The 14,298-nt window shown below is 60.3% G+C and carries 12 protein-coding genes; 8 read left to right on the forward strand and 4 right to left on the reverse strand.

The genetic code is table 11. The features are described 5' to 3' along the window. Positions 1–56 precede the first annotated feature (56 nt). The 6 genes from fadB (at position 57) to JV201_RS08015 (ending at position 7,551) form a co-directional block, all read left to right on the forward strand. Positions 57–2,204 carry a fatty acid oxidation complex subunit alpha FadB gene (fadB, locus tag JV201_RS07990; RefSeq protein WP_003218979.1) on the forward strand — a complete coding sequence of 716 codons (2,148 nt, stop codon included), beginning with the start codon at positions 57–59 and terminating at the stop codon, positions 2,202–2,204. Between the two features lie 29 nt (positions 2,205–2,233). Next, positions 2,234–3,409, forward strand: a complete 1,176-nt coding sequence (fadA, locus tag JV201_RS07995) for an acetyl-CoA C-acyltransferase FadA (protein WP_003218978.1) — start codon at positions 2,234–2,236, stop codon at positions 3,407–3,409. A 97-nt stretch (positions 3,410–3,506) separates the two neighbouring features. Then, positions 3,507–3,743: a DUF1653 domain-containing protein gene (locus JV201_RS08000; RefSeq protein ID WP_008437597.1), complete on the forward strand. Its 237-nt coding sequence runs from the start codon at positions 3,507–3,509 to the stop codon at positions 3,741–3,743. Between the two features lie 114 nt (positions 3,744–3,857). Then, positions 3,858–6,479, forward strand: coding sequence for a type I DNA topoisomerase (topA, locus tag JV201_RS08005; protein ID WP_003218973.1), 2,622 nt, complete (start codon positions 3,858–3,860; stop codon positions 6,477–6,479). Positions 6,480–6,606: 127 nt separating this feature from the next. Continuing rightward, on the forward strand, positions 6,607–7,128 hold the full coding sequence (locus JV201_RS08010) for a DUF6586 family protein (RefSeq protein WP_003218971.1): 522 nt from the start codon (positions 6,607–6,609) through the stop codon (positions 7,126–7,128). A 189-nt stretch (positions 7,129–7,317) separates the two neighbouring features. Continuing rightward, on the forward strand, positions 7,318–7,551 hold the full coding sequence (locus JV201_RS08015) for a hypothetical protein (protein ID WP_003218969.1): 234 nt from the start codon (positions 7,318–7,320) through the stop codon (positions 7,549–7,551). A 112-nt stretch (positions 7,552–7,663) separates the two neighbouring features. Here JV201_RS08015 and sulA read toward each other — a convergent pair whose 3' ends face one another. Both sulA and lexA read right to left on the reverse strand, forming a co-directional pair. After that, positions 7,664–8,137, reverse strand: a complete 474-nt coding sequence (gene sulA / locus JV201_RS08020; RefSeq protein WP_003218967.1) for an SOS-induced cell division inhibitor SulA — start codon at positions 8,135–8,137, stop codon at positions 7,664–7,666. Between the two features lie 10 nt (positions 8,138–8,147). Beyond that, positions 8,148–8,756 (reverse strand): transcriptional repressor LexA, encoded by a 609-nt coding sequence (lexA, locus tag JV201_RS08025; RefSeq protein ID WP_003172575.1) that lies wholly within the window; start codon positions 8,754–8,756, stop codon positions 8,148–8,150. A 262-nt stretch (positions 8,757–9,018) separates the two neighbouring features. On the opposite strand from lexA, the gene psrA reads away from it, so the two are divergent. Together psrA and nagZ are read left to right on the forward strand one after the other, a co-directional pair. After that, positions 9,019–9,726, forward strand: a complete 708-nt coding sequence (gene psrA / locus JV201_RS08030) for a transcriptional regulator PsrA (protein ID WP_087693656.1) — start codon at positions 9,019–9,021, stop codon at positions 9,724–9,726. A gap of 170 nt (positions 9,727–9,896) precedes the next feature. Then, positions 9,897–10,907 (forward strand): beta-N-acetylhexosaminidase, encoded by a 1,011-nt coding sequence (gene nagZ, locus JV201_RS08035; RefSeq protein ID WP_003218962.1) that lies wholly within the window; start codon positions 9,897–9,899, stop codon positions 10,905–10,907. 112 nt (positions 10,908–11,019) lie between these two features. Here the strand turns inward: nagZ and JV201_RS08040 are convergent, their stop codons facing one another. Both JV201_RS08040 and JV201_RS08045 read right to left on the reverse strand, forming a co-directional pair. Further along, a complete protein-coding gene (locus tag JV201_RS08040) occupies positions 11,020–13,710 on the reverse strand; it encodes a DEAD/DEAH box helicase (protein WP_008437598.1) in 2,691 nt (896 codons plus the stop codon). Between the two features lie 9 nt (positions 13,711–13,719). Next, positions 13,720–14,289 carry a CsiV family protein gene (locus JV201_RS08045; protein ID WP_003218957.1) on the reverse strand — a complete coding sequence of 190 codons (570 nt, stop codon included), beginning with the start codon at positions 14,287–14,289 and terminating at the stop codon, positions 13,720–13,722. Positions 14,290–14,298 lie beyond the last annotated feature (9 nt).

A 14,298-nucleotide genomic window follows, 5' to 3' on the forward strand; every position in this document is an offset into this window, starting at 1 on the left:
GCTGAATCCTGCGTCCGACGTGTACTGTTCAGCTTCCATATCGTGGAGATCAGTTGATGATTTACGAAGGTAAAGCCATCACGGTTAAGGCTCTTGAAAGTGGCATCGTCGAATTGAAATTCGACCTCAAGGGTGAGTCCGTCAACAAGTTCAACCGTCTAACCCTGAATGAATTGCGTCAGGCCGTAGACACCATCAAAGCAGATGCTTCGGTCAAGGGCGTGATCGTCTCCAGCGGCAAGGACGTGTTCATCGTCGGCGCTGACATCACCGAATTCGTCGACAACTTCAAGCTGCCCGATGCCGAGCTTGTGGCTGGCAACCTCGAAGCCAACAAGATTTTCAGCGATTTCGAAGACCTCAACGTGCCGACCGTTGCCGCGATCAATGGCATCGCCCTGGGCGGCGGTCTGGAAATGTGCCTGGCCGCCGACTTCCGCGTGATGTCTGCCACCGCGAAAATCGGCCTGCCGGAAGTCAAGCTGGGCATCTACCCAGGCTTCGGCGGTACCGTGCGCCTGCCGCGCATCATCGGTGCCGACAATGCCATCGAGTGGATTGCCGCCGGCAAGGAAAACCGTGCTGAAGACGCGCTGAAAGTCGGCGCCGTGGATGCTGTGGTGGCTCCCGACAAGCTTGCAGAAGCCGCGCTGAACCTGATCAAGGGCGCCATCAGCGGCGAATTTGACTACAAGGCCAAGCGTCAGCCAAAGCTGGAAAAACTCAAGCTCAACGCCATCGAACAGATGATGTCGTTCGAAACCGCCAAGGGTTTCGTGGCTGGCCAGGCCGGCCCGAACTACCCGGCGCCGGTTGAAGCGATCAAGACCATCCAGAAGGCCGCGAACTTCGGTCGCGACAAAGCCCTGGAAGTCGAAGCTGCCGGTTTCGTCAAACTGGCCAAGACCTCTGCCGCGCAGAGCTTGATCGGTCTGTTCCTGAACGATCAGGAACTGAAGAAAAAGGCCAAGGCCTACGACGAAATCGCTCGCGACGTGAAACAGGCTGCCGTACTCGGCGCCGGTATCATGGGCGGCGGTATCGCCTATCAGTCGGCGTCCAAAGGCACGCCGATCCTGATGAAAGACATCAACGAGCACGGCATCGAGCAGGGTCTGGCAGAAGCCGCGAAGCTGCTGGTAGGCCGCGTTGATAAAGGCCGCATGACTGCAGCGAAAATGGCTGAAGTGCTTAACGGCATTCGTCCGACCCTGTCCTACGGTGATTTCGGCCACGTCGACCTGGTGGTCGAAGCGGTTGTCGAGAACCCGAAGGTCAAGCAGGCGGTACTGGCTGAAGTTGAAGCCCAGGTGAAAGAAGACACGATCCTGGCGTCCAACACCTCGACCATTTCCATCACCTTGCTGGCCAAGGCCCTCAAGCGTCCGGAAAACTTCGTCGGCATGCACTTCTTCAACCCGGTGCACATGATGCCGCTGGTGGAAGTGATCCGTGGCGAGAAGTCCAGCGAGCTGGCCGTTGCCACCACCGTTGCCTACGCCAAGAAAATGGGCAAGAACCCGATCGTCGTCAATGACTGCCCGGGCTTCCTGGTCAACCGCGTACTGTTCCCGTACTTCGGCGGTTTCGCCAAGCTGGTCAGCGCCGGTGTGGACTTCGTGCGCATCGACAAGGTCATGGAAAAATTCGGCTGGCCAATGGGCCCGGCGTACCTGATGGACGTGGTCGGCATCGACACCGGCCACCACGGTCGCGACGTAATGGCTGAAGGCTTCCCGGACCGCATGAAAGACGACCGCCGCTCGGCGATCGACGCGCTCTACGAAGCCAAGCGCCTGGGCCAGAAGAATGGCAAGGGCTTCTACGCCTACGAGACCGACAAGAAGGGCAAGCAGAAGAAAGTGGCCGACCCATCGGTTCACGAAGTACTCGCGCCGGTCATCTACGAACAGCGTGAAGTGTCCGACGAGGACATCGTCAACTGGATGATGATCGCCCTGTGCCTGGAAACCGTGCGTTGCCTGGAAGACGGCATCGTTGAAACCGCAGCCGAGGCCGACATGGGCCTGGTCTACGGTATTGGTTTCCCTCCATTCCGTGGTGGTGCGCTGCGTTACATCGATTCCATCGGTGTGGCCGAGTTCGTTGCCCTGGCTGATCAATACGCTGATCTGGGCCCGCTGTACCACCCGACTGCGAAGCTGCGCGAGATGGCCAAGAACGGCCAGAGCTTCTTCGGTTAAGTGCCCAGACGACTAGAGCGAGAATATTTATGAGCTTGAATCCAAGAGACGTCGTGATTGTCGACTTCGGTCGTACGCCGATGGGCCGCTCCAAGGGCGGCATGCACCGCAACACCCGTGCCGAAGACATGTCGGCGCACCTGATCAGCAAATTGCTGGAACGCAACGTCAAGGTCGACCCGAACGAAGTCGAAGACGTGATCTGGGGCTGCGTCAACCAGACCCTGGAGCAGGGCTGGAACATCGCCCGCATGGCTTCCTTGATGACGCAGATCCCGCACACCGCTGCCGGCCAGACCGTCAGCCGCCTGTGTGGCTCGTCCATGAGCGCGCTGCACACCGCTGCCCAAGCGATCATGACCGGTAACGGTGATGTGTTCGTGGTTGGCGGCGTGGAGCACATGGGCCACGTCAGCATGATGCACGGTGTGGATCCGAACCCGCACATGTCCCTGTACGCGGCGAAAGCCTCGGGCATGATGGGCCTCACCGCTGAAATGCTCGGCAAAATGCACGGCATTACCCGCGAAGCCCAGGATGCATTCGGCCTGCGTTCCCACCAGTTGGCCCACAAGGCAACCGTGGAAGGCAAGTTCAAGGATGAAATCATCCCGATGAACGGCTACGACGAGAACGGTTTCCTGAAACTGTTCGACTACGACGAAACCATTCGTCCGGACACCACCCTGGAAAGCCTGGCGGCCCTGAAGCCGGCCTTCAATCCAAAGGGCGGCACCGTGACAGCCGGTACTTCGTCGCAGATCACTGACGGTGCTTCGTGCATGATCGTGATGTCGGCCCAGCGTGCCCAGGACCTGGGCATCCAGCCGATGGCCGTGATTCGTTCGATGGCAGTCGCAGGTGTGGACCCGGCAATCATGGGCTATGGTCCAGTACCGGCCACACAAAAAGCATTGAAGCGCGCAGGCCTGACTATCTCCGACATCGACTTCTTCGAGCTCAACGAAGCTTTCGCCGCACAGGCCCTGCCAGTGCTGAAAGATTTGAAAGTGCTCGACAAGATGAACGAGAAGGTTAACCTGCACGGCGGCGCGATTGCCTTGGGTCACCCGTTTGGGTGTTCCGGCGCTCGTATCTCCGGCACGTTGCTTAACGTGATGAAGCAAAATGGCGGCAACCTTGGGGTTGCAACCATGTGCATTGGCCTCGGCCAAGGCATCTCCACCGTCTTCGAACGTATCTAAACGTTTCGTTGACGGAAGCCGGGGCCCAGTGCCCCGGTTTTTGTTTTTTGGAATTTTTTATATTTTTTTTTAACAAATTTTGTAAGAGGGCCAGAGCATGAAAGTCGAACCAGGGCTCTACCAGCATTATAAAGGTCCGCAGTACCGCGTTTTTAATGTGGCGCGGCATTCCGAGACCGAAGAGGAAGTGGTGTTTTACCAAGCACTGTATGGCGATTACGGCTTTTGGGTGCGTCCCTTGAGCATGTTCCTTGAGACCGTCGAAGTTGACGGCGAACAGGTCCCGCGCTTTGCTTTGATGCAGGCCGAACCCAGCCTTTTTTCCGTGCAATAAAGGCAGGCCGCGCAGAATGCTGCGCTTGACCTCACCTTGTTGCCACTATATATAGCGTTGCCGCGTCAGGCGCCAACCGCCTTTCACTTCTCGAATTCAGGAATTTTCCGATCCATGGGCAAATCGCTGGTCATTGTGGAATCCCCGGCTAAGGCCAAGACCATCAACAAGTACTTGGGTAACGAGTACGTGGTGAAGTCGAGTATCGGCCATATCCGAGACCTGCCCACCAGCGGTTCGGCTAGCGCCAGCAAGGAGCCTGCCGCCAAGCGCGGCAAGGCGGCTGCGGGCGAAGGTCCGGTGCTCACGCCTAAAGAGAAAGCGCGCAAGCAGCTGGTCTCGCGCATGGGTGTCGATCCCGATCATGGCTGGAAAGCCAAGTACGAGATCCTCCCGGGCAAGGAAAAGGTCATCGAAGAGCTGCGCCGGCTCGCCAAGGATGCTGACACCATCTATCTCGCAACCGACTTGGACCGCGAGGGGGAGGCTATTGCCTGGCACCTGCGGGAAGCCATCGGGGGTGACGACAGCCGCTACAAGCGCGTGGTGTTCAACGAAATTACCAAGAAGGCGATCCAGGAAGCCTTCTCCAAGCCGGGCGAACTGGACATTGACCGCGTCAATGCCCAGCAGGCCCGTCGCTTCCTCGACCGCGTCGTGGGTTACATGGTCTCGCCGCTGCTGTGGGCGAAAATCGCTCGTGGCCTGTCCGCCGGCCGTGTGCAATCGGTTGCGGTAAAGCTGGTGGTGGAGCGTGAGCGCGAGATTCGTGCGTTCAACCCTGAAGAATATTGGGAAGTGCACGCTGACCTGGGCACTGCCAAGGGCAACAACGTACGCTTTGAAGTGGCCCGCGAGAAAGGCGAGGCCTTCAAGCCGCTCAACGAAGCCCAGGCCATGGCCGCGCTGGAGAAGCTCAAGGCTTCCAGCTACAGCATCGTCAAGCGTGAAGACAAGCCCACCAGCAGCAAGCCGTCGGCGCCGTTCATCACTTCCACCCTGCAACAGGCCGCGAGCAACCGCCTGGGCTTCGGGGTGAAGAAGACCATGATGATGGCCCAGCGCCTGTATGAAGCGGGCTACATCACGTATATGCGTACCGACTCCACCAACCTGTCGCAAGACGCGGTGGCGATGGCGCGCACTTATATTGAAAGCGAATTCGGCAAGAAGTACCTGCCGGAGAAGCCGAACGTCTACAGCAGCAAGGAAGGCGCACAAGAGGCTCACGAAGCGATTCGTCCCTCCGACGCCAACACCGAGCCAAGCAAGCTGAGCGGCATGGAGCGCGACGCTGAGCGCCTCTACGAGCTGATCTGGCGCCAGTTCCTGGCGTGCCAGATGCTGCCGGCGCAATACCTGTCGACGACTGTCAGCGTGGGTGCTGGTGACTTCGAGCTGCGTGCCAAGGGCCGTATCCTCAAGTTCGACGGTTACACCCGCGTGATGCCGCAAATCGCCAAGCCGGGCGACGACGATGTACTGCCGGACATGGCGCAGGGCGATGTGTTGAAGCTGATCAAGCTCGACCCGTCCCAGCACTTCACCAAGCCGCCGGCGCGTTACTCGGAAGCCAGCCTGGTCAAGGAGATGGAAAAACGCGGTATCGGTCGTCCTTCGACCTATGCGGCGATCATCTCCACCATCCAGGACCGCGGCTACGTGGCCTTGCACAACCGTCGTTTCTACTCGGAAAAGATGGGTGACATCGTCACCGAGCGCCTGTCCGAGAGTTTCTCCAACCTGATGGACTACGGCTTCACCGCCGGCATGGAAGAGAACCTCGATGACGTGGCCCAGGGCGAACGCGACTGGAAAAACGTGCTCGACGAGTTCTACGGCGACTTCAAGAAGAAACTTGAAGTGGCTGAAAGCGCCGAGAACGGCATGCGGGCCAACCAGCCGGTGATGACGGACATTCCGTGCCTCACTTGCGGCCGCCCGATGCAGATTCGTACCGCCTCCACCGGTGTGTTCCTCGGTTGCTCGGGTTACAGCCTGCCGCCGAAAGAGCGCTGCAAGGCCACCGTCAACCTGGTGCCGGGCGATGAAATCGCGGCCGATGACGAGGGTGAATCCGAGTCACTGGTATTGCGTGGCAAGCACCGTTGCCCGATCTGCAGCACGGCAATGGATGCCTACCTGCTGGATGAGAAGCACAAGCTGCACATCTGCGGTAACAACCCGGATTGCAACGGCTACGAGATCGAAGAAGGCACTTACCGCATCAAGGGCTACGAAGGCCCGAGCCTGGAATGCGACAAGTGCGGCAGCGAGATGCAGCTCAAGACCGGCCGTTTCGGCAAGTTCTTCGGTTGCACCAACCCGACGTGCAAGAACACCCGCAAACTGCTGAAAAGCGGTGACGCGGCGCCGCCGAAGATGGACCCGGTGAAGATGCCTGAACTCAAGTGCGAGAAGGTCAACGACACCTACATCCTGCGTGATGGTGCTTCGGGGCTGTTCCTGGCTGCCAGCCAGTTCCCGAAAAACCGTGAGACCCGTGCACCGCTGGTGATGGAGATCGTGCCCCACAAGGACGAGATCGATCCGAAGTACCACTTCCTCTGCGAAGCGCCGAAGAAGGACCCGGACGGTCGTCCGTCCGTGATCCGCTACAGCCGCAAGACCAAGGAGCAGTACGTGCAGACCGAGGTTGAAGGCAAGCCTACCGGCTGGAAAGCGTTCTACGACGGTGGCAAGTGGAAGGTCGAGGACAAGCGCCAGGGCGCTTGATACGATCAGCTACATGCACAAAGGCCGCCTTGATAGGCGGCCTTTTTTTTGCGCTTGCAGTGGCCTTGGCTGATCCGTGACACTGTTCAGCCAGCATCACGCTTTATTCGTTGTGGAGACTGCCTTCATGGCCAACGAACTCTATACCCGTACCAACCAGAAAATTTACTTCGCGGGTTTGTCCCTGGAAGCCCTTGGCCGTGCCGAGGAAGGAAAGGAGATGAACGCTATCGCGCTGGTACAGGCCGGGCGTGAAGCCGCGCTGTTCCACCTCTATGGCGCCTTGCTTGGCTTATGCCATGAGATCGCCGGGTTCTACCGTCTGCCGCAGGCCGGCTCGCCGCGTGCGGAAATGATCATCCACCGGGATGTGCTGGAGTCCATGGCCATCCCGGAGTTGGCCGAACTGGTGGAGATGGCGCAAAGCCCGGACAGTTGGCTGGCGCGCTTGCTGGTAGCCCACGCGGAGATGTTCCAACCGCCACGGGTGAAGCACACGCCCAAAGGCGATGTGACCCAGCCGCTGATCGTGGCCGTAAGCCTGGACGAAGAAGGACCCGAGCCGTTGAGCCGGGAAGAGCTGGAAAGCTGGCGGCAGGAGCTGAAGAAGTTGGCCATTCGGTTTCGGGATGGATTGAACGAGTGCTGAAGGCTTTTCGCTGACAACTACCGCTCTTAGTGGCGAGGGAGCTTGCTCCCGTTGGGTTGCGAAGCAGCCCCAAGGCTTTTCAGGCCTGGCAGTGTCAGCTGTCGGAGGGCCGCGGCTCAGCCCAATGCGGGCAAGCCCGCTCGCCACAAGACTGATATAATGCCGGCCTTTCGTGGAGAACAGACTTTTATGCCAACGTCCTTTCTGGAAATTGTTGAGTTGCCCGACGGCCGAATCGAGCTGCGCCGGGCTGAGGACGAGGGTTCTCTGGTGATCTTGGATTTTTCCGAGGACGCAAAAGCGTTCCTACAGGGCCAGCACGTGGAAGTGGCAAAAGCCATGTTGAGCGTAGGTGTGCAGATGGCGGGGCGCCTGGCTGAAGGCGAACCGGAAAAGGAAGACGGCCCGCGGATTCTTCACTGAGTCCGTCTGTCGACTTTTTTACAGGCTTCAATTGTGCAGATCGGCTTCTCAATTCTGAAGAAGCCTCGCGTCATGGCGGATCCTGACAGCTGTCAGTTACCCGCGTATCGTTTTATCCCAACCGAATGTTCAAGCTTTGCGCATCACCTGTGCGGGCGGCGCTGATCAGTTGCTGCCTGGCCGCTGTGGTCAGCGGATTCAGCCAGCTGACCACCGTATGGCTACGGCCCAGGCGCAAGGCTTCGCAGGTCAACTGCTGGGCGCTTTGAGCACCACGGGGTTGCAGCAACAGGATGCGTTCGCGGTTCAGGCCGGCATCCCGCAACCAGGCCTGGGTCAGACTGGACGGCGGGGCGATCAGCGTCAGCCAGCGGGCGTCCTGTTCCTCGCTCAATTCGCGAAGGATCGGCGCCAACAGGCTCAGGCAGTTCCCGGCAGCACCGCGCAACGACAGTTCACTGAACGCCTCGGGTTCGGCGCTCCAGGGCGCTTCGACCACTTCCTTGAGGATGGGCGCAAGGGGCTGGGCCATAAAGGCCTCAAACAGCGACAGTTGAGTGTGTTGTGGGGTCTGTAGGAACTGCATGATGCCTCCGTTAGCGGCGAATAACGCCGACGCTCAAGCCTTCAATCACCAGGTCCTGATCCTTCAGGTTCACTTCAATCGGCGCGAATTCGGGGTTCTCGGCCAGGAGCCAGACCTTGCTGCCTTCGCGCTTGAAGCGTTTGACCGTCACTTCATCGCCGATACGGGCGACGACGATCTGGCCATTGCGAGCTTCACGTGTGGTGTGGACGGCCAGCAGGTCGCCGTCGAAAATGCCCACGTCCTTCATGCTCATGCCATGGACCCGCAACAGGTAGTCGGCACGGGGATGGAAGAAGGTCGGGTTGATGTTGCAGGATTCCTCGACGTGCTGTTGCGCCAGGATCGGCGCACCGGCTGCGACGCGGCCGATGATCGGCAGTGTCGACTCGTCGGCCTTGGCTTCGAAGCCAGGGATGCGAATACCGCGTGAAGCACCCGGGGTCATCTCGATCGCGCCTTTGCGGGCGAGGGCCTTGAGGTGTTCTTCAGCGGCGTTGGGTGACTTGAATCCCAGTTCCAGCGCAATTTCCGCCCGGGTCGGCGGGTAGCCGTTGTCATCGAGGCAGCGCTTGATAAAAGCCAGAATCTCAGCTTGGCGTGGCGTCAGTTTTAGCATGTTGATCGCTCTGTCTTTTTATACAGTGACTGGGATTATATACAGTGGACTGCGCTTGGCAATCACCGTTTTCAGTCACTCCGCTGGACGGTCATTTATCACCTGTCCTACACACTGGAGACAGCGCTGCCTACAGACCTTGGCGAATGTGATTAAATGGCCATGAAATAGCTGACCGGCCAGCCGCAAACCGACCTGCAGGCTTGACAAGACATAGCTTGAAACGTATGTTTCAAACAAGTGTTTGTCAGGCGGAGTAGCCATGGCCCAGTCGGAAACCGTTGAACGCATTCTCGATGCTGCCGAGCAGTTGTTCGCGGAAAAAGGATTTGCTGAAACTTCATTGCGGCTGATTACCAGCAAGGCCGGGGTCAACCTGGCGGCAGTGAACTACCATTTCGGCTCCAAGAAGGCGCTGATCCAGGCCGTGTTCTCACGTTTCCTGGGGCCTTTCTGCATCAGCCTCGACCGTGAGCTGGAGCGTCGCCAGGCCAAGCCTGAAAACAAGCCAAGCCTGGAAGACCTGCTGGAGATCCTCGTCGAACAAGCCCTGGTGGTTCAGCCACGCAGCGGCAACGACCTGTCGATCTTCATGCGCCTGTTGGGCCTGGCGTTCAGCCAGAGCCAGGGCCACCTGCGCCGCTACCTTGAAGACATGTACGGCAAGGTGTTCCGCCGCTATATGTTGCTGGTCAACGAAGCCGCCCCGCGTATCCCGCCAATCGAACTGTTCTGGCGCGTGCACTTCATGCTCGGTGCCGCGGCATTCAGCATGTCCGGGATCAAGGCACTGCGTGCGATTGCCGAGACCGACTTCGGCGTCAACACCTCCATCGAGCAGGTCATGCGCCTGATGGTGCCGTTTCTCGCCGCCGGCATGCGTGCCGAAACCGGCGTCACCGACCAGGCCATGGCCGCCGCCCAATTGCGCCCGCGCAGCAAGTCAGCACCGGTCCCGGCCAAGGTTTAACCCCTCCCGGGTGTGCGCGGCCGCTTGCATCCGCTAAGCTAGCCGCCCATGCCGATTTCAGCTATTTATCCACAGCCCGTTGCGCTTGCTGAGCGTCCGTCTCCAGATTCAATCCTGGCGATGCGATCTCGCGGGGGCTTCGGGCTGCGCGCGTTATTTAAGGAAGCTATATGACCCAAGCCCTGCAAGGCTCTTTGATGGTGGACGTTGCCGGCACCTGGCTGACGGCTGAGGATCGCCACTTGTTGCGTCAGCCCGAGGTGGGCGGCCTGATCATTTTTGCACGCAATATCGAGCATCCTCGGCAGGTGCGTGAATTGAGCGCGGCGATTCGCGCCGTGCGCCCGGACCTGTTGCTGGCGGTCGATCAGGAAGGCGGCCGAGTGCAACGCTTGCGTCAGGGGTTTGTGCGTCTGCCGGCGATGCGTGCCTTGGCCGACAACCCGAATGCGGAGCAACTGGCCGAGCAGTGCGGTTGGATCATGGCAACCGAAGTGCTGGCGGTTGGCCTGGACCTGAGCTTCGCCCCGGTGCTGGACCTCGATTACCAACGCAGCGCCGTTGTGGGCACTCGCGCCTTCGAAGGCGACCCCGAGCGCGCCGCCGTGCTCGCGGGCGCCTTCATCCGTGGCATGAACAGCGCCGGTATGGCGGCCACCGGCAAGCACTTCCCCGGCCACGGCTGGGCCGAAGCCGATTCCCACGTCGCCATTCCCAACGACGAGCGCAGCCTGGAACAGATTCGCGCCAATGACCTGGTGCCTTTCGCGCGCCTGAGCAAGCAACTGGCAGCCGTCATGCCGGCCCATGTGATTTATCCACAAGTGGACGCGCAACCGGCCGGCTTCTCCCGGCGCTGGTTGCAGGACATCCTGCGTGGCGAGTTGCAGTTCGACGGGGTGATCTTCAGTGACGACCTGTCGATGGCGGGGGCTCATGTGGTCGGTGATGCTGCCAGTCGTATTGAGGCGGCGTTGACTGCCGGTTGCGACATGGGCCTGGTGTGCAACGACCGCGCCGCCGCCGAGCTGGCCCTGAGTGCTGCCCAGCGCATGAAGGTCACGCCGTCGGCGCGTATCGCGCGGATGCGTGGCCAAGCGGTGGCGTCGACCGAGTACAAGCAGGATCCGCGTTGGTTGGCGGCGTTGGGTGCGCTGCGGGATGCTCAGTTGATCGACTGACAACTGCGGTGCGCCCTTCGCGAGCAAGCCCGCTCCCACATCCGACCGCATTCCTCCAGGGTATATGCGGTCAAATGTGGGAGCGGGCTTGCTCGCGAAGGCGATCTAACAGTCAGCGCTTTTCCTGCTTATGAGGCAACGGCGCAAACAACGCCTCGATATCCTCATTCCCCAACTTCCAATCTCCCGTCGTCCGCCCATCCAGAACGCCCGCCGCCAGATCAGACTTTTCCTGCTGCAAATGCTGGATTTTCTCTTCCACGGTGCCCCGGGCAATCATCTTGTAGACGAATACCGGCTTCTCCTGGCCGATGCGGTACGCACGGTCGGTGGCCTGGTTTTCCGTGGCCGGGTTCCACCACGGGTCGTAGTGAATCACCGTGTCGGCTTCCGTCAGGTTAAGTCCGACGCCGCCTGCCTTCAGGCTGATCAGGAAGATCTGCAGCTTGCCGCTCTGGAAGTCTTTCACCGGCGTGCGCCGATCCCGCGTCTGACCGGTAAGCAGCGCATAAGCCACGCCACGCTTCTTCAACTCGGCCTCGATCAGGCTCAGCATCGAGGTGAACTGGGAAAACAGCAGAATCCTGCGGCCTTCGGCAAACAGCTCTTCGAGCATCTCCATCAAGCTGTCGAGTTTGCCCGAGCTACTGCCCTTTGCCGGCAGGGTTGCATCATTGACCAGGCGTAAATCACAGCACACCTGGCGCAACTTGAGCAGCGCCTCCAGGATGATGATCTGGCTGCGCGCCACACCCTTGCGGGTAATCTCGTCGCGGACTTTCTTGTCCATCGCCAGGCGCATGGTTTCGTACACGTCGCGTTGGGCTTCGTTGAGGTCGACCCAGTGGATGATCTCGGTCTTGGGCGGCAGCTCGGTCGCCACCTGCTCCTTGGTGCGACGCAGCAGGAACGGCTTGATCCGACCATTAAGGTGCTGCAATCGCACATCGCTGCCGCGCTTTTCGATCGGTACGCGGTAATCGCGGTTGAAGCTCTTCACGTCCCCCAGCCAACCCGGCAGCAGGAAGTGGAACAGCGACCACAGCTCGCCCAAGTGGTTTTCCAGCGGTGTACCGCTGAGGCACAGGCGCTGGCGGGCGTTCAGCTCGCGGGCCGCCTGGGCCGCCTTGCTGTTGGGGTTCTTGATGTACTGCGCTTCGTCAAGGATCAGCACGTGCAAGGGCAGGGCGGCCAGTTGCTCGATGTCCTTGGGCAGCAGGGCGTAGGTGGTCAGCAGCAGGTCGTAGTCCTGCAACTGAGGGAAATGTTTCTTGCGCCCCGCGCCGTACAACGCCATGACTTTGAGCTGCGGCGTGAAGTGCGCCGCTTCGTCGAGCCAGTTCGGGATCAGGCTGGTGGGCATCACCACCATGCACGGGCGGTCCAGGCGTCCGGCGATTTTCTCGCTGAGAATATGCGCCAGGGTTTGCAGGGTTTTGCCCAGGCCCATGTCATCCGCGAGAATCCCGCCGACGTCGAGTTGGCGCAGCGACTGCATCCAGCTCAGGCCTTCCAGTTGATAAGGGCGCAACGTTGCGTTCAAGCCTTCCGGCGCTTCGCAGCTGAAATCCTTGATGTCCCGCAGGCGCTGGGCGAAGTTGCGGATCTTTTCGCCGCCTTCCCATTGCAGCGGCAGGTCTTCCAGCGGGTTCAGGCGAATCGCGTCGGCCTTGGCCAGGCGCAGCGCGGTGGTGCCGGGCTCTTGCAGGTAGAACTCGCCCAGGGTCGCCAGCACCGGTTTCAGCCGGCCATAAGGCAGCGCGACTTGCAGCGGGCCGTGGCCGTTGGGCAGGCCGGGAATGTTCACCAGGATCAGTTCGTCATCGCGGCGCCGGGCGAGTTTTTCCGGGTTGAGAATCTCGGTGTGGGAGCGCATCAGGTTCAACAGGATCGGCAGCAAGCTCAGGCGTTCGCCGTTGACGATGATCCCCAGCTCCAAGTCGAACCAGTCACGCTCCGGCACTTCGTCGACGCTGGCGTACCAGTCGTCGACGGCGCTCAGGTCGAAGCCGAAATCTTCATCGATCTGTAGTTCCCAACCCTGGGCGCGCAGGTTCGGCGAGGCATTCAGGGTGAAGTTCAGCCACGCGCTGTCATTGACCATCTCGAACAGCTCGCCGGCGCTTTCCGGCAGGGCCTTGCTCTGGCGGGTGGCGATCTTGAAGCCCAGCAGGCGCAGCTGTTCGCGAAACTGCTGCTCCACCTCGGGGTGGCGCTTGATCCGCAGGCTCTGCTGTTCCTGGCGCACGATAATGTCGGCGTTCTTCTGGCCGCTGACGTAGTTGCCCAAATAGTTGAAGGACAACGCCGCGCGATGCTGGATATAACGCTGCATCTTGCCGTTGCGCGGTTCGAAGGCACTGAACTCGATACTCGCCAGCCACAGGCGCGGCACCGGTTGCACGTCTTCCATCACCACTTGCGGCAACACCACGCGGTTATCCAGCACCGCCTGGAGCTTCTCCAGCAACTCGGCATCCTGGGCCGCCGCCGGGTAGGCCAGGGTTTCCTGGACCTTGAGCAGCACGGCGGCGATGTGTTTGCAGTTGGTGTGCACGGGGCACGTGCAGCGGCTGTCCACCAGGATCAACGTGCCCTTGGCGGATTCGCGCAGCGAAATGGTCTGGCGGTAGACATTGCCACCCGAGCCTTCGCAGCTGGCAATGATGGTGCTGTCGCCGGACTCGACGATACGCACACGGTTTTCCAGGGCGTAGCGCCGGCCACGCTCGAGGCTTTGCTCTTTAAAGCGATTGGCCCACGAAGGGGCCAGGGGTTTGGTCAACGACGACGTCAGCGGCATGGTGCTGGATCAGTCCTGGACATCGGGCGGTGGAGCGCTGGGCGGCTTGGCGGTCAGCGAAGTGATCTTGATCAGCAGGGCGAGGTGGCCGCCGTCCAGGTAGTTGAGCTGGTTGTTCTTGGTGCGCACGTCTTGCTGGCTGAGGTGTTCGCTGGCGATGACGCTGCCGTTGGCGTCGAACTGGTTGACCCAGAAGTCTGCGTCGATATCGGTAAAGCGTCCAAGCTGCAGGTTCAGGGTACCTTCGATGGGGAACTGGCCGAACTGTTCCTGGCCATCGCTGATGGCCAGCTTCACCGGTTGCTCACCGAGATTCTGTTCCCAGGACTTGTGCAGCAATACGGTGTAGTCGCTGCTGGCTTGCAGCTTCTCGACAATATTGCCCAGTCGTGGCGGGCTCATTTTGTCAGTCCCCAGGCGTGGTGCGCCGGCGTCCCAGTTTTCCGGCGCCGCACGGCTGTTGATCACCGGCTCGGCGTTCTGGCGCACCAGGATCATCTCCACCAGGTACGGGCTGTCGGCGAACGCCGAAGGCGCAACGACCACCAACAACAAGCTCAAAATGCGGAACAGGCGCATTGGGGCGTC

It is taken from the genome of Pseudomonas sp. Colony2, from assembly GCF_019382755.1.
Lineage (GTDB): Bacteria > Pseudomonadota > Gammaproteobacteria > Pseudomonadales > Pseudomonadaceae > Aquipseudomonas.